General features: G+C 63.3%; 16 protein-coding genes. 7 read left to right on the top strand and 9 right to left on the bottom strand.

The window, feature by feature from the left end:
• Positions 1–91: 91 nt before the first annotated feature.
• Together LB555_RS15060 and LB555_RS15055 are read left to right on the top strand one after the other, a co-directional pair.
• Positions 92–997: a MurR/RpiR family transcriptional regulator gene (locus LB555_RS15060; RefSeq protein ID WP_140876788.1), complete on the top strand. Its 906-nt coding sequence runs from the start codon at positions 92–94 to the stop codon at positions 995–997.
• Between the two features lie 41 nt (positions 998–1,038).
• On the top strand, positions 1,039–2,355 hold the full coding sequence (locus LB555_RS15055) for a M20 family metallopeptidase (RefSeq protein WP_224623185.1): 1,317 nt from the start codon (positions 1,039–1,041) through the stop codon (positions 2,353–2,355).
• 20 nt (positions 2,356–2,375) lie between these two features.
• On the opposite strand, the gene LB555_RS15050 is transcribed toward LB555_RS15055, so the two are convergent.
• Genes LB555_RS15050 through LB555_RS15030 form a run of 5 tightly spaced genes read right to left on the bottom strand, consistent with a single transcriptional unit; the run spans position 2,376 to position 6,999 of the window.
• Positions 2,376–3,410, bottom strand: coding sequence for a branched-chain amino acid ABC transporter permease (locus LB555_RS15050; RefSeq protein ID WP_015316274.1), 1,035 nt, complete (start codon positions 3,408–3,410; stop codon positions 2,376–2,378).
• Positions 3,407–4,282 (bottom strand): branched-chain amino acid ABC transporter permease, encoded by an 876-nt coding sequence (locus LB555_RS15045; protein ID WP_140614677.1) that lies wholly within the window; start codon positions 4,280–4,282, stop codon positions 3,407–3,409. The genes LB555_RS15050 and LB555_RS15045 overlap by 4 nt, the downstream gene beginning before the upstream one ends.
• A 9-nt stretch (positions 4,283–4,291) precedes the next feature.
• The gene (locus tag LB555_RS15040; protein ID WP_224683165.1) at positions 4,292–5,005 is read right to left on the bottom strand and encodes an ABC transporter ATP-binding protein; all 714 of its coding nucleotides are present in this window, start codon (positions 5,003–5,005) and stop codon (positions 4,292–4,294) included.
• Complete coding sequence (locus LB555_RS15035) at positions 5,002–5,742, bottom strand: ABC transporter ATP-binding protein (protein WP_140614675.1); 741 nt, start codon at positions 5,740–5,742, stop codon at positions 5,002–5,004. The genes LB555_RS15040 and LB555_RS15035 overlap by 4 nt, the downstream gene beginning before the upstream one ends.
• A gap of 3 nt (positions 5,743–5,745) precedes the next feature.
• Positions 5,746–6,999, bottom strand: coding sequence for an ABC transporter substrate-binding protein (locus LB555_RS15030; RefSeq protein ID WP_224683164.1), 1,254 nt, complete (start codon positions 6,997–6,999; stop codon positions 5,746–5,748).
• 190 nt (positions 7,000–7,189) lie between these two features.
• Between LB555_RS15030 and LB555_RS15025 the strand changes: the two genes are divergently transcribed.
• Together LB555_RS15025 and LB555_RS15020 are read left to right on the top strand one after the other, a co-directional pair.
• Positions 7,190–8,008, top strand: coding sequence for an alpha/beta fold hydrolase (locus LB555_RS15025; protein ID WP_224683163.1), 819 nt, complete (start codon positions 7,190–7,192; stop codon positions 8,006–8,008).
• A gap of 172 nt (positions 8,009–8,180) precedes the next feature.
• A complete protein-coding gene (locus LB555_RS15020; RefSeq protein ID WP_224683162.1) occupies positions 8,181–9,575 on the top strand; it encodes a multicopper oxidase family protein in 1,395 nt (464 codons plus the stop codon).
• A gap of 33 nt (positions 9,576–9,608) precedes the next feature.
• Here the strand turns inward: LB555_RS15020 and LB555_RS15015 are convergent, their stop codons facing one another.
• The 3 genes from LB555_RS15015 to LB555_RS15005 form a co-directional block, all read right to left on the bottom strand.
• Positions 9,609–9,896, bottom strand: coding sequence for a PTS sugar transporter subunit IIB (locus tag LB555_RS15015; RefSeq protein ID WP_015316281.1), 288 nt, complete (start codon positions 9,894–9,896; stop codon positions 9,609–9,611).
• A gap of 19 nt (positions 9,897–9,915) precedes the next feature.
• A complete protein-coding gene (locus tag LB555_RS15010; RefSeq protein WP_015316282.1) occupies positions 9,916–10,377 on the bottom strand; it encodes a PTS sugar transporter subunit IIA in 462 nt (153 codons plus the stop codon).
• A 71-nt stretch (positions 10,378–10,448) separates the two neighbouring features.
• Positions 10,449–11,855 carry a PTS galactitol transporter subunit IIC gene (locus LB555_RS15005; RefSeq protein WP_015316283.1) on the bottom strand — a complete coding sequence of 469 codons (1,407 nt, stop codon included), beginning with the start codon at positions 11,853–11,855 and terminating at the stop codon, positions 10,449–10,451.
• A gap of 338 nt (positions 11,856–12,193) precedes the next feature.
• Here LB555_RS15005 and LB555_RS15000 point away from each other — a divergent pair, with 338 nt between their 5' ends.
• Genes LB555_RS15000 through LB555_RS14990 form a run of 3 tightly spaced genes read left to right on the top strand, consistent with a single transcriptional unit; the run spans position 12,194 to position 14,208 of the window.
• Entirely contained in the window at positions 12,194–13,528 is a 1,335-nt protein-coding gene (locus tag LB555_RS15000; RefSeq protein ID WP_140614672.1) for an NAD(P)H-dependent oxidoreductase, read from the top strand.
• A gap of 45 nt (positions 13,529–13,573) precedes the next feature.
• Positions 13,574–13,816, top strand: coding sequence for a type II toxin-antitoxin system VapB family antitoxin (locus LB555_RS14995; RefSeq protein WP_015316285.1), 243 nt, complete (start codon positions 13,574–13,576; stop codon positions 13,814–13,816).
• Positions 13,816–14,208, top strand: coding sequence for a type II toxin-antitoxin system VapC family toxin (locus tag LB555_RS14990; RefSeq protein WP_015316286.1), 393 nt, complete (start codon positions 13,816–13,818; stop codon positions 14,206–14,208). The genes LB555_RS14995 and LB555_RS14990 overlap by 1 nt, the downstream gene beginning before the upstream one ends.
• A gap of 10 nt (positions 14,209–14,218) precedes the next feature.
• Here the strand turns inward: LB555_RS14990 and proC are convergent, their stop codons facing one another.
• Positions 14,219–15,034 carry a pyrroline-5-carboxylate reductase gene (gene proC / locus LB555_RS14985; protein ID WP_224683161.1) on the bottom strand — a complete coding sequence of 272 codons (816 nt, stop codon included), beginning with the start codon at positions 15,032–15,034 and terminating at the stop codon, positions 14,219–14,221.
• Positions 15,035–15,036: the final 2 nt, after the last annotated feature.

Raw genomic sequence — 15,036 nt, 5'->3', positions numbered from 1 at the left:
GACGCGCAAGTCTGTAAGATATTTTCCAAATTTGACAATCTTGTATGAAATTGTAAGATAATCGTCTTTCCGTTGGCGAGAGGCGATGACCATGTCGATCCGCGAAGAGTTGGCCAACACCACCTTGGCTTTCACGTCGGCGGAAGAAAAGATCGTTCAGGTCCTGCTCGCCGATTATCCGATGTCGGGGCTGGGAACGGCGACCCGGCTGGCGCGACGCGCCGGAGTCAGCGACCCGAGCGTGACCCGCCTGATGACCAAGCTCGGATATGTCGGCTTTGCCGATTTCCAGGCGCGGCTGCTGACGGAAGTCGAATCAAGACTGCATTCGCCGTTGCTGATGATGGAGGCCAAGCGTCCCGGCGGCTCCAGCGAGGGCACGGCACTGGCCTACTTCCATTCGGTTTCCGACAGTCTGGAGCGCACGCGCACGGCGGTCCCCCTGCAGGCCTATACACGCGCTGTCAATTTGCTGCTCGAGACCAAGGGCCAGGTCGTCCTGCTGGGCGGCCGCTTCAGCCGCCACATCGCCTCCATGCTCGCCGGCTATCTCCTGCAGTTCCGCTCCGGCGTGCGCGACATCGGCTCGTTGAGCCCGGCGGATTTCGACTTGCTGATCGACCTCGGCAAGCGCGACCTTCTCGTCGTGTTCGACTACCGGCGCTACCAGTCGGACGTGGTTAGCTTTGCGCGGCAGGCGAAGGAACGCGGCGTCTCCCTCCTGCTGTTCACCGATGTGTGGCTGTCGCCGATCGCTGACGTCGCCGACCTGACGATGGTCGCGGCGATCGACGCCAACTCGCCCTTCGACACGCTGGCGACCGCCGTGGCTCAGATGGAGACCGTTTTCGCCCATGCGCTGGAAGGCCATGGCGCCGGGGTGCGCAAGCGCATCGAGGACATCGAGAAGATCCGCAGCGCCAATGCCGTCACCCTCGATGCCGCCTTGTCGCCGTCCGACAACGAAACCGCCAAACCAAGAACCACCAGGAAATAGCACCGATGCGCCCGGCGCGGCGGTGCGAGGAAGGAATAATCATGGCTGACGCCCAGACGATCATCGATGCCGTGCAGGCTGAAATCGAGAGAGACCGCGACTGGCTGATCGGGCTTGTCCGCGACATGGTCCGCATCCCTTCGGTCAATCCCAAATTCGAGGCCAATCCGGCGATCAACCGCGAGGCGGATGTCCAGGCTCTGCTGGAGCCGATCCTCAAGCACGATGGCTTCAAGACCGAACAGTGGGACGCCTTGCCCGGCCGGCCCAATCTGGTCGGCGAATGGGCTGGAAACGAGGAGCGCAGCCTGATCCTGTGTGGGCATATCGATGTCGTGCCGGTCGGCGAGATGAAGGACTGGTCGGTCGATCCGTTCGGCGGTGAGATCACGAATGGCCGGCTCTACGGCCGGGGTGCGGTCGACATGAAGGGCGGCGTCGCGGCTTGCGTCGCCGCCGCGCACGCGATCCGCAAGGCGGGCATCACACTGCAAGGCCGGTTGGCCGTCCACTCCGTCGTCGACGAGGAGGCCGGTGGCTTCGGCGCCATGGATGCGGTCAAGAAGGGCAAACTCGCCAAGGCGGTGCTTGTCGCCGAGCCGACCTGGGGCGATGTCCTCCCGGTCGAGGGCGGGCTCGAATGGGCGCGGGTGACGATCCGTGGCCGCAACGCGCATTCGGCGCTGCGTTACAACGAAATCTACCCGCAACGGCACGACAAGGACCGGCTGAAGCCGGGTGTCAACGCCATCGAGATCGCGGCGCGGTTCATTGCCGCCGTCCGCCAATACGAGCTCGACCGGACACGGGCAAAGTCCCATCCGCTGCTGCCGGTCGGCATGAACACGATCAACATCGGAGTCATGCATGGCGGAACGGGCCTTGGCGAACACGGCCTGCCGACGGTGATGACCAACCCGGCCATCATCCCCGATGTTGCCGTGCTCGATCTCGACATGAAGTTTCTGCCGGATGAGAATTCAGCCGAATACCGCCGCGACTTCGAAGCGTTCGTCCATCATTTCGCGCAAACCGACGCCTGGTTGCGCGACAACCCGCCTGCCATCCAGTGGGAGCTCGGCGGGCTGCATTTCCCGCCGATGAACACGCCGGTCGACCATCCGCTGGTGACGTCGCTGATGAAACGCAAGGCGGCGATCGGCAAGGCGCCTCAGACAAGCGGCTTCGTCGCCGTGTGTGATGCAGCGCACTATGCTGGCGCCGGTGTCGACGGTGTCATTTTCGGTCCGTCGGGCGACGGCTTCCATGGCGCCAACGAATATGTCGAAGTGGAATCGGTGGTCGAGACCGCTAAGGTGATCGCGGCATCCGTCATCGACTGGTGCGGCGTGCGCTGAGAAGCTTGCTTTTCAGGTGGTCACGCCGGGCGGTTGATCCGCCCGGCGACGGCACCCCAAGCCGCTTTGATCATGCCGGCCAGTCCGCTGGGATAGGCCAGCATCACGCCGATGATCAGAACCGCCGTGATCATTGGGCGCCATGCGCCGAAATCAGCCATCCACTCGGCGAAAACCGTCAGCACGAAAGAGGCGACGATGGCGCCGTAGATGGTGCTGGTGCCGCCCAGCAGCACCATCGACAGGATGATGGTCGCCAGGCTCATGCCGAACACGTCGATCGAGGCGTTGCGCTGGTAGGCGGCATAGAAGGCCCCGGCGATGCCGGTAAAGAAGGCGCTTGCCGCAAGCGTCAGCATGCGCTGGCGCACGATCGAGACACCGCGGCTGACGGCGTATTCCTCATTGTCGCGCAGCGCCACGATGCTGGCGCCGGCGCGCGAGCGCACGAACACACGCAGGAACAGCGTGCTCGCCACCAGCAGCGCCAGCGCGATATAGAAATAGGCGAATTTGGCGTCGCGGACCATATTGTGGTCGAACCAGTAGAGGCCGGGGATACGCACGATCCCTTGCGTGCCGCCGGTGATGTCGGACTGGCTGAGGATCACTTGCATGACCAATTGCGCGAAGCCGAAGGTGACCAGGATGATATAGATGCCCTTCAGGCGCAGGATCGGGATGGTCACCACGATCGCGGCAAGCGTGGCGATGATGCCGCTGGCAAACAGCGCGATCCACGGATCGAGCCCGGCCAGCTTGGTCAGCAGGCTGTAGGCGTAGACGCCGATGCCGAAGAGCGCCAGATGACCGAAATTGAAGACGCCGCCATAGCCGAGGCTGAGGTCCCAATTCGACGCCACGATGGCGTAGATAAAGGCCATGATCAGGATGTGGCGGGCATAGGTGTCGCCGAAGACGAGCGGCAGCAGCGCCAGCACGGCCAAGCCGAGCACGAATCCGATGGCTTCGTGCTTCCACGGCGTGCGGCCAGGTGCGATCGGGGTTGCCGCCGCTGTGCGGATCTGGGTGATCGGCGAGGTCGTGTCGGTCATGCGAGGCCTCGCGAGCGGCTGGCGAAAATGCCCTCGGGACGTACCATCAGGGTCAGGATCAGCACGCCGAACAGCAATGCCGGCGTCCAGTAGAGGCCGAAATAATAGCTGCAGGCGGCCTCGAAAAAGCCGATCAGATAGGCGGCGAAGATCGGCCCCGATATGCTCGATATGCCGCCGAAGACGACGACGATCAGCGCCTTGAGCAGCGGGTCTGAGCCCATCACGGGCGACATGAAGCGATAGCCGCCCATGAAGATGCCGGCGAGCCCCGCCAGCGAAGCGGCGATGGCGAAGGCCAGCCCGTAGAGCGCGGTGACATTCAGGCCGACCAGATGGCTGGCGTCCTCGTTCTGCGCGACCGCACGCAATGCCAGCCCGAGGCGCGAACGGTTGAGGAACATCCACAACGCCGCCAGGATCAGCGGCGTGATGACGATGATGGCGATCTGGTGCAGCGAAACGCCGACGCCGCCGATGATGGCGTTGCCGTCGACCAGCGCCGGAATCTGCTTGGAGCGCGGCCCCCAGATGGTGAGCGCTCCGTTCTCGATCAGCGATCCGGCGGCAAGCGTGGTGATGACGACGACCAGCACGATATTGGGCCGGCCGATCAGCGGCCGCACGACGCTTGCCTGCAGGATCCAGCCGACGCCGGCCATGACGATCACGGCGACGGGAAAGGCCACCGCCGCCGGCAGGCCGAGTTCCACCAATTGCCAGGCGACATAGGCGCCCAGCATCATGAACACGCCATGGCTGAAGTTGAACACGCCGATCGTCGTCCAGACCAAAGCGAGCCCGACCGCCATCATGGCGTAGAGCGAACCTTGGAACAGGCCGCCGAACAGGATTTCCGCCAATGCGCTCATACCGAGTTCCTAGTGGCCAAAATACATCGACATGATCTCGCCGTGGTCGAGGCTCTCGCCCGGCTTGATCTCGGTCGCCACCGCGCCGTGGTTGACGAGGTAGAGTTGCTGCGTCAGTTCCAGCAGGAACTCGATATCCTGCTCGACGACGATCAGCGGCACCCCGCCGCGCGAAATGTCCATGACGGAGGCGCAGAGTTCGTCCTTGATCTTGGGGGCCAGCCCAAGCGTCGGCTCGTCGAGGATCAGGAGGCGCGGATGGCTCATCAGCGCCGTGCCGATCGACACCATCTGGCGCTCGCCGCCCGACAGCGTGCGCACGCGCTGGCGCCAGCGTTCCGCCAGCTTCGGGAACAGTTTGATCACCTTCTCGCGGTTCTCCGCCTCATGCGGACGGGCGCGCGGTGAATAGGCGCCGAGCGCCATGCAGTCGGCGATGGAGAGGTCGGGAAACAGCCGGTTGCCTTGCGGCACGTGGATCAGGCCGGCGCCGACGATGGCGCGGGCGTTGAGGCCTGCTATGTCTTGCCCGTCGAACTGGATACGGCCGTTCTTCGGCCGCAGCAGGCCGGAAACGGTGCGCAACAGGGTCGTCTTGCCATGGCCGTTGGGTCCGAACAGGCCGACATTGCCGAAGCGGCCAGCTTCCAGCGAAATGTCGTGCAGCACGGTGACGCGGCCATAGCCGGCGGTGACGCCTTCGACGGTGAGGATGGGACTCACGCCACCGCCCTCCTGGTTCCGAGATAGGCCTCGATGACGCGCTGGTCGGCGATCACGCTTGCCGGCTCGCCAGCGGCGAGCACGCGGCCATTGTTAAGCACCAGCAGATGCTGCGACAGGCTCATCAGGAAGGTCAGCACATGCTCGATCAGGAGGATGGTGATGCCGCGTTCGGCGGTGCGGCGGATCAAACCGATCGACGTCTCGATCTCGGGCTTGGTCAAGCTCGATGCCGGTTCGTCGAGCAACAGCATACGTGGCTGCATGGCGATCGCGGTGGCAAGCATCAGGCATTTGCGCTCGAAGACGGAAAGCTCGCCGGCCAGCCGCCCGAAGGACACTGAACCCAAGCCGACAAACTCCAGTGCCTCTGCGGCCGCCTCGCGGGCGGCTGCCGCTGCAGCTTTCTCCTTTCTGCCGTAGCTGGCGCCGATCAGCGCGTTCTCGAATACGGTCAGGCCGTCGAAGCTGGTTTCGCGCTGAAAGGTGCGGGCAAGGCCGAGGCGCGCGATGGCATGTCCAGACTTGCCGTTGATCGCGGTCCCGTCAAAGCGGATGTGGCCTCTGTCCGGCCCGAACGGGATGCCGGTGATGATGTTGAACAGCGTGCTCTTGCCGCTGCCGTTAGGGCCGGCGATGCCAAAGATCTCGCCGGCCTCGACCTTGAACGACACGCCATCGACGGCCTTCAGCGAACCGAAGGCCTTCGATACGTCGTCCAGTTCAAGCAGGGCCATGCCTCACTGCATCCAGGGCTGCGGCTTGAAGGCACCGGTGGCGTATTTTTCCGGCGAGATCAGCGTGCGCTGGCCGTCCCAGATCTGGAAGAAGGTGATCGGGATATAGTCGTCGCCCTGCGTGGCGAGATGCGTGGCGGGATCGAATTTCAGCCGGCCCTCGGCGACCTGCTTGTCGGTCTCCGACAGCGCCTTCATGATCGCGGCGTGGTCGGATGCGCCGCCGACCTTCTTGACCGCGTCGAAATAGACGTTGGTCATTTCATAGAGGCCGACGCCATAGGTGCCGCTCTCGACGCCATATTTGGCCTTGAACTTGGCCGCCACCTCGTCGGCGCGCGGGTTCTTCGGCGTCGTCAGCGCCCCGCCGAGGAGATTGTAGATGACGCCATTCGACTTCTTGCCGGTGAGTTCGACGAATTCCGGAACACTCGGCGCATATTGCAGGAAGACCAGGCTCTTGGTCGGCTGTTCGAGGAACTGGTTCAGGAAAGACGCCGAATTGCCCGGCAGATAGTCGGTGTTGATGACGACATCGGGGACATTCTCGCGCATCTTGGCCAGGATCGAACGCCAGTCGGTGACTTCGCCGAAGGGCACGATCTCATCGACGCTGATAGTCCAGCCCTTCTCCTTGAAAGTCTTCTTCATGCCCTCCGAGATGGTCTTCGAATAGGCGTTGTCGGAGGAGATGATGGCGACCTTCTTGGTCGGCAATGTGATCTTGCCGTCGGCCGCGAGTTTCTCGACGAACAAGGTGACGTCGGTGTTGTAGGCGTCGAAGGACGGCGTTAGCGACCAACAGCACATGTACTTGTCTGGGCTCGGCGCGATGATGTCCCTCGTCTGCTGCGAGGTGGCCGCCAGCATGTAGGGCATCTCGGCCTCGGCCATGTTGTCGATCTCGAAATTCGTCAGGCTGGCGTAGCCGGTGAGCATGAATTGCACGCCGGGATCGCCAAGCAGGCGCTCGACCGCGCTGGTGACGTTGCCGGCGGACTGATCCTTGACGTCGCCGACCACCAGTTCGAATGTGTTGCCGGCAACGCCGCCGGCGGCATTCGCCTCATCGATTGCCATCTGCACGCCGCGCTGGAATTCCTGGCCGTCCGCCGCGGCAGGGCCCGTGATCGGCGCCAGCAGGCCGATCTTGACGACATCGGCGAAAGCGGGGGCGCTTGCCGTGGCAAACGCCGCGATCAGGGCCGTGGTCATCAGCATATGGCGGAGTCTGTTGCCTGCGAATTTGGATTTCATCGTGCCGTTCCCTGTTTTCCTCCCGTTCATCGGGAGTTGGATAATTGACAATCTACGCACAATTGTTGTTCCTTGAAAAGGATTTTTCAACGGCACGAGACCGGGAAAATGTTATGGCAGGGGTTGGGGAGGCGGCGGCGCTTTGTTGTGCAACTGCTTCGAAACAGGGCGATTCCAGACGGAGCCAAAGATGACGATCGCGCAGAAGACCCTTGAAACCAGTCACGGCAGGATCGCCGTTCGCGAGACCGGCGGCAAAGGCACCGCCGTCCTGCTGATCCACGGCAATTCGTCTTCCGGTGCCGTTTTCCGCAACCAGCTCGAGAGCCCGCTGGGCGAGCGCTACCACATGATCGCCCCCGATCTGCCGGGCCACGGGGCTTCCGGCAATGCGATCGATCCGGACCGCTCCTACAGTATGGAAGGCTATGCCGATGCGATGACCGAAGTGCTCGGCCTGCTCGGTATCGACAAGGGCATCGTCTTCGGCTGGTCGCTCGGCGGTCATATCGGGCTGGAGATGATCGACCGTTATCCTGGCCTGCTCGGACTGATGATATCAGGCACTCCACCGGTAGCGCCCGAGGAGGTCGGCAACGGCTTCAAGTCGAGTCCACATATGCACCTTGCCGGACAAGAGGCCTTCACCGCCGCTGATGTCGAGGCCTATGCGCGCAGCACTTGCGGGGAACCGTTCGAACCGTTCCTCCTCGACACGGTGGCGCGCACCGACGGGCGGGCGCGGCGCCTGATGTTCGAGAAATTCGCCGCCGGCACAGGCCGCAACCAGCGCGAGATCGTCGCCGGCAAGACGCCTCCGATCGCCGTTCTCAATGGCATCGACGAGCCTTTCGTGAACACCGATTTTGTCTCAACGGTCAAGTTCTCCAACCTGTGGGAAGGCAAGGCGCATTTGCTCGACAAATCGGGCCATGCGCCGTTCTGGGATTCTCCCGACCGCTTCAACCCGATCTTCGCCCGCTTCCTGGAAAGCGTGGATCAGGCATAGACTCGCCGCAAGGCACCGACCAGCCGCCATCGACCGGAATGAGTCCAGCCCTGCTGGCCTCATGGCACTGACAGGAGGAGGGCGGCCGCGACCGGGCCGTTGGCAAGGCATGCGTGTCCGGCTATGACGGCAAAGTTGCGAAGAGCAGTCAGCTTTTCCGTTGGAGTGCGACATGACCGTATTTACACGCCGCGGACTGCTGAAAACTGCCGCCGTTGCCGGTGCGAGCGGGCTCGGGCTTGCCGCCATGGGCAGGATTGGCGGCTGGGCGGCGTCCGCGCCTGAGCCGGTGGTGCTGCGGACGGCGAAAATCCAGGCGAAGCTGATGGATGTCGGCCAGACCAACAATGTGCTGACTTACGGCAACGCCGGAATGCCGCCGGTGCTCAGGATGAAAAAAGGCGAACCCTTTGCCGCGCGCCTCGACAATGCCATCGACGATCCGACGACCATCCACTGGCACGGCATTCGCCTGCCGAACAAGATGGATGGCGTGCCCTTCCTGGTGCAGCCTTACGTCTACACCGGCGATCATTTCGACTATGCCTTCACGCCGCCCGATGCCGGCACCTTCTGGTATCACCCGCACTGCAACACGCTGGAGCAGATGGGGCACGGCCTGACCGGCGTGATCGTGGTTGAAAACCCGAACGATCCGGAATTCGACGCCGAGTTTGTCCTCAACCTGCGCGACTGGCGCCTTGGCGACGACGGCCAGTTCATCGACCAGTTCCGGCCGCGCGATGCCGCGAGAACCGGCACTTACGGCACGGTGCGTACCGCCAACTGGCTCGATCAGCCGCAATATGACGCGCCCGCCGGCGGGCTGGTGCGGCTGCGCATCGCCATTACCGATGTCACCCGCATCTATGCCTTTCGCGTCGACGGCGCCGAAGCGATGGTGATGGCGCTGGACGGCAATCCGGTGCCGGAGCGCTTTGCGCCCGATGCCTTGCTGCTTGGACCGGGACAGCGCATGGAACTCGCCATCCGCATGCCTGACGATGAGGGCGCGATCGTCAGCTTGCGGGACGTCAGGGGCACCAAGCCCAAGGTTCTAGCGACGCTGCGCGCGACGGGCAACTCGCTCAAGCGGGACGTTCGCGACGTTGCGCCGCTGGAAGTGAATCCGGTGGCGGAAGTGGATCTCGGCTCGGCCCAGCATATCTCCCTGTCGCTCAGCGCCACGGCGGAGAACGTCCCGAGCGACAGCATCTGCGGTTCGCTCGGCTACAGTTTCTGGGCGATCAACAAGGTGCCGTGGCCGGGCGATACGCCCGATCCAACCGCGCCGCTGGCCGAATTGAAGCTCGGCAGGAGCTATGTCATCGACATGGAGAACCTGACGCCGCAATCGCATCCGATGCATTTGCACGGCATGAGCTTCAAGGTTTTGTCATCCTCGACGCGGCCGGCGCGGGCGTTGATTTCGGACACCTATCTCATCCAGCCCAATGAGAAGGTGAGCCTCGGCTTCGTCGCCGACAATCCCGGCGACTGGCTGCTGCATTGCCACATCATCGAGCACCAGAAATCGGGCATGACGAGTTACGTCAGGGTGGTCTGAGCCGGGCCCACCGAAGGCAGCATTGTCCGCGACCTACTTGCGCAGTTGCGCCTCGATCTCGTCGAGCACCTTGTCCTTGCCGATGCCGGTGAGGAAGGCGAGGCCCTTGATGACCGGCTTGGTCACCGAAGCCGAGATCGGCGTGGTGGCGACGATGAAGTCGACGCTGTCGGCGAGCCCCGGCACTTCGGTTGCCTTGGCCTGCTGGGCGTTGAAGGTAAGGCCGCGCATCTTCATCGCCTCGGTGACGGCGACGTTGACCGCCGTCGAGGTGGCGATGCCGGTGCCGCAGGCAAAGAGAATTGTCTTCTGTCGGGCCATCTTAGCTTTCCCTTGATTATCAGCCGAGCACGGTGCGCACGTCGTCAAGCGTCCTGGCCGACCTCAAGCCGTCCAATGCATCTGGATTCTGGATCGTTGCCATGACGGACTGCAGCGCTTCAATCTGCTTGTCCTTGTCATTGATGGCAAGCAGGAAGACGAAACCCACCGGCAGCTTCTCGTCGGGGTCTTCCATATTGGCGAAGATCACCGGCTTTCTCAGCGTGCCCATTGCGATGCCGGGCTTCAGCACATGCTCGGGATCGGTGTGGGGCACCGCGACATTGTCGGCGCGTTCCAGCGGCAATCCTGTCGGGATGGTCATTTCGCGGCGCACGACCGCGTCGGCATAGGAGCTCTTGACATAGCCAAGGGCCTCGAGCCGTCCCGCCAGGACGCGGATGATCTCCTCATTGGTCGACGCGTCCGACCCGAGCACGATCGCTTCGGGATCCAGAAGCTGCATGAGGGCGTCGGACATGTCTTGCTCCGTCGATAAATCGTGCGCCCGGCGAAGGCGCACGATCGTTTCAGATGAAGGCACGCTTGCGTTCAGGCCGTGCCTTCGGCCGGCTCGTCCTCGGCGCCCGCCGCCCGTTCCCAGCCGAGCGGATTGCGGCGATAGAGCACGAACAGCGCCGCGATGACCACGGCGATCACGATGATGCCGATGAGCCCAAGTCCCTGGATCGCCTCGATGATCACATAGGGCACCCACAGGAAGCCGTCGACCACCGAGGTGATCTGCAAAGCATCCGCCGGCAGTTTGAAGCCCGACGCGACGGCCGCACTGGTGAACAGCGGCGCCAGGGCATTGGCGACATAGAAGCCGATCGCCAAGGTCACCGTGCCGATCACCACCATGCGGAACACATTGCCCTTGACCAGCGGCGCGGTCATGGCGACGATGAACGGGATGACCGCCAGATCGGCGAACAGGATGACGCGGTTGCCCGGCAGGATCACCGACAGGATGATCGCGATCGGCACCAGGATCAGCGACGACGAGATCGCGGCGGGATGGCCGATCAGGATCGCCGAATCGAGGCCGACGAGAAGCTCGCGATCGCCGGTGCGCTTGCGCACGAACTCCTGCGCCGCGTCGGAAACCGGGATCAGGCCCTCCATCAGGATCTTCACCATGCGCGGCAGCAGCAGCATAACCGCGGCAAGTGTCATTCCGGTGCCCAGCACCTTGGCCAGCACCGTGCCGGGATCGCCGGCATTGTAGAAGGCGATGGCGCCGAGCACGAGGCCGATGATCAGGCCGAGCACGACCGGTTCGCCGAACACGCCGAAGCGGCGCTCGATGGTTTCGGTGTTGATGTTGATACGGTTGATGCCGGGAATGCGGTCCATGATCCAGTTCAGGATGATGGCGATCGGCAGGATTTGCGCCGAGGCGAGATGCGGCACCGAAATGCCGGGAACGCCGTAGAATTGCTGCACCGCGCGCGCCGACCAATCGGCGAACAGCAGCGACAGCGCCGCAACCAGGGCCGCGATGGCAATGCCGTAGGCCAGATTGTCGGTGGCGGCGACGACGAGCGAGCCGACGAAGGCGAAATGCCAGAAATTCCAGACGTCGACATTGAGCGTGCGCGTCATGCGCGTCAGCAACAGCACGATGTTGACCAGGATGCCGACCGGGATGACCCAAAGCCCGACCGAGGAGCCAAAGGCGATGGCGGCCGCCGAGGGCCAGCCGACGTCGATAATGTCGCGATGAATGCCGGTGTTGGTGACGATGGCCTTGGCGACGTCGCCGATCGACGTGAACATCAGGCCAAGCACAAGGTTGATACCGATGAAGGCGACCCCGATGGTGACGGCGGCGCGAAAGGCCTTGCTGACCTTGGCGCCCAAAACCACGGCAATGATGAAAATGACGATCGGCAGCAGGATTGTCGCGCCGAGCGTGTCGATGGCCCCCTTGAGGCCAGCGAGTAGAGTATCCATTCTTCCTCCCCTGGAGCCCCGAGCCTAAAGCTTCGCGGTGCTCCTTTCTCTCAGCCTCTGCCGCCACCTTAGCGCAAAGGCACTCCCCAGATGCCGCGAGACGAGTGCCCCTCCGAGCGGTTGTCTCGATGAACATTTGCCTTTGTTGGCAAACGAATGTTTTATTGAGACTGTTCGCAACAATGTCAATTGGCAAGCCTTTGGGCCAATCGGCCAAGGCGACGACGCTTGTCACGGGTCATTTTCGTTGGAAATCGCCGGTCGCGAGCGGTTTTGTTGGCACAGGGGAATGGTCCCTGCTAATTCGCGTCCAGACCAAGAAGCTGTGGACATCCCGCATGACCAATGTCGCCTTGACCGGGCTTGCCCGCGATCTCGCCAGACGTGCCGCCGAGGGCCGCCCGGTGCGCATCGGCATCATCGGCTCCGGCGAAATGGGCACTGACCTCGTCACGCAAGGCATGCTGATGCCCGGCATTGCGGTTTGCGCCGTCTCGACCCGGCGCCCGCATACCGCGCGTGACGCCATCCGCATCGCCTACGGTGACGAGGCGATGGCGGTCGAAGCCGACACCGCGTCGAAAGTCACCGCGGCGATCGAGGTTGGAAAAATAGCCATCACCTCGAACGAGATGCTGGTCACCAACCCACTGATCGATGTCGTCATCGACGCCACCGGCAAGCCGGGCGTCGCCGCCGATTTCGACCTGATGGCGATGGAGCACGGCAAGCACCTGGTGATGATGAATGTCGAGGCCGACGTCACCATCGGCTGTTACCTCAAGCAGCAGGCCGACCGGCTTGGCGTGGTTTATTCGGTCGGCGCCGGCGACGAGCCGTCGAGCTGCATGGAACTGATCGAGTTCGCGTCCGCACTCGGCCTTACCATCGTCTCGGCTGGCAAGGGCAAGAACAACCCGCTCAACCACGATGCCGTGCCTGACGACTATCGCGAGGAAGCGACCCGCCGCAACATGAACCCGCGCATGCTGGTCGAGTTCGTCGACGGCTCCAAGACCATGGTCGAGATGTGCGCCATCGCCAACGCCACCGGGCTGGTGCCTGACGTGCCCGGCATGCATGGTCCCAAGGCCGACCGCGATGACCTCGTCAAGGTGCTGATCCCGCGCGAGGATGGTGGCCTCCTGCTGAAAAAAGGCGTCGTCGACTACACCATCGGCAAGGGTGTGGCGCCCGGTGTCTTCGTCATCGTCGAGGCGACGCATCCGCGCATCATCGAACGCATGGACGACCTGCATATCGGCCGCGGTCCCTATTACAGCCTGTTCCGGCCCTACCATCTGACCTCACTGGAAGTGCCGCTGACGGCCGCTCGCATCGTGCTGTTCGGCAAGCCCGACATGGTGCCGCTGCCGCGGCCGGTTGCCGAGGTCTGCGCCGTCGCCAAGCGCGATCTCGCCGCCGGCGAGACCTTCGATGCGATCGGCGAGACCTGCTATCGCTCCTGGACCATGACCGTCGGCGACGCGCGTTCCCAGCGCGCCGTGCCGGTCGGCCTGCTTGAGGGCGGCAAGGTGCTGAAGCCGGTCAGGAAAGGTGCACTGCTGACCACCGACAATGCAGCGCCAGACCGGACGACCAGTCTGTTCGCGCTGCGCCGCCTGCAGGACGAGATGCTGTACGGAAACAAGCCCGTTGTGGCGCTGTCATGACAGATGCGCTATATTGTAATGGCAGATGACGCCGAGGATCGACCAATGAACCTCCAGATCAGGGACCCGCGTGCACGTGAACTGGCACAGCGGCTCGCCGCCAAACGCAAGATTTCGATGACCGAGGCGGTGATCGAAGCTCTTGAGTCCGAACTGAAACGGGAAAGTGGACGCGCTCCGTTGGCGCAGCGGCTGGCTGCCATCGCCGATGAACTCAAAGCCAGAGCTGGCCAGGGCGGCCGGCCCGTACACAAGGATGAGATCGATGAGATGTGGGGCCACTCCTGATGTTTGTCGACACCTCGGTGGTCGTCGCAATTCTTTCGGGAGAAGGAGATGCTGGCGAGTGGAGCAACCGCATCGCGGTAGCACCTCGCAGGATTACTTCCGCGCTGGTGGTGCTCGAAGCGGCTATGCGGCTTTCAACTATGCTGGCCGTCGAGCCGCTCGTCGCTGAAGTGGCGATAGAGGCTTTTCTGCGCGAGGCCGAAATCGAAATCGTTCCCATCGACGCCGGCGACGCCAAGCTCGCGGTCCAAGCTTTTTCAGACTATGGAAAAGGACGCGGGCATCCCGCCCAACTCAACCTGGCCGATTGCCTGTCCTATGCTTGCGCAAAGGGCCGCGGCTCTGCTCTGCTCTACAAAGGCAACGACTTCTCGCATACCGATCTGGCCTAGGGAGTCTGCTCTATTTCCCTAGTTCGATCGACCGCAGCCGCGCCGCTTCCACCGCTTGCGTAAGGAGATTGGTCAACCGGTCATCGCCCATCAGCACGCCAAGCGCCGCCGCCGTTGTGCCGTTGGGGCTGGTCACCTGCTTGCGCAGCATAGCCGGGTCCTCGCGGCTTTCGGCGGCGAGCGAGGCCGCGCCGTAGACGGTCTGCATGGCGAGCAGCCTGGCGGTCGCCGCCGGCAGGCCGGCCTTCTCTGCGGCCACCGTCAGCGCTTCGATAAAATGGAAGATATAGGCCGGACCCGATCCGGACACGGCGGTCACCGCATCCATAAGGCCCTCGTCGTCGATAGTGGCCACTTCGCCGCTGGCCGACAGAAGGTCGGCGACGAAGCGCTTGGCGTCGGCGGAAACCAAGGGATTGGAAAACACCACCATCATGCCCTTGCCGATGGCCGCCGGCGTGTTGGGCATGCACCGCACAACGGGGGCGCGGTTGCCGAGGATGTCCTCGAAGGTGGCGGACGGCGTGCCGGCGGCAATGCTGACGAAAGTGGTGCGTCCATCGCCGAAGCGCTTGTACGCGGCGGTGACGTCGCGGATCACCTGAGGTTTCACCGCGATGACGACCAGATCGGGCACGGCATCCGCCGGAATGGCCCCGGCATCCGCTGCCGAGCCGCAGCCAAGCGCCACTGCGCGATCGCGCAGCTCGGCATTGGGCTCGACCACGAAAACCGCCGAGGGTGCAAGCTTGCCGGACTTCAGCCAGCCCGAGAGCATGGCGTAACCCATATTGCCGCAACCGGCGAGAACAAGCCTGATCGTCATCG

It is taken from the genome of Mesorhizobium sp. BR-1-1-10, assembly GCF_020165595.1.
GTDB classification, from domain to species: Bacteria; Pseudomonadota; Alphaproteobacteria; order Rhizobiales; family Rhizobiaceae; genus Mesorhizobium; species Mesorhizobium australicum.
The sequence above is the reverse complement of the archived record's forward strand: the minus strand, read 5'-3'. Positions and strand labels throughout refer to the sequence as shown.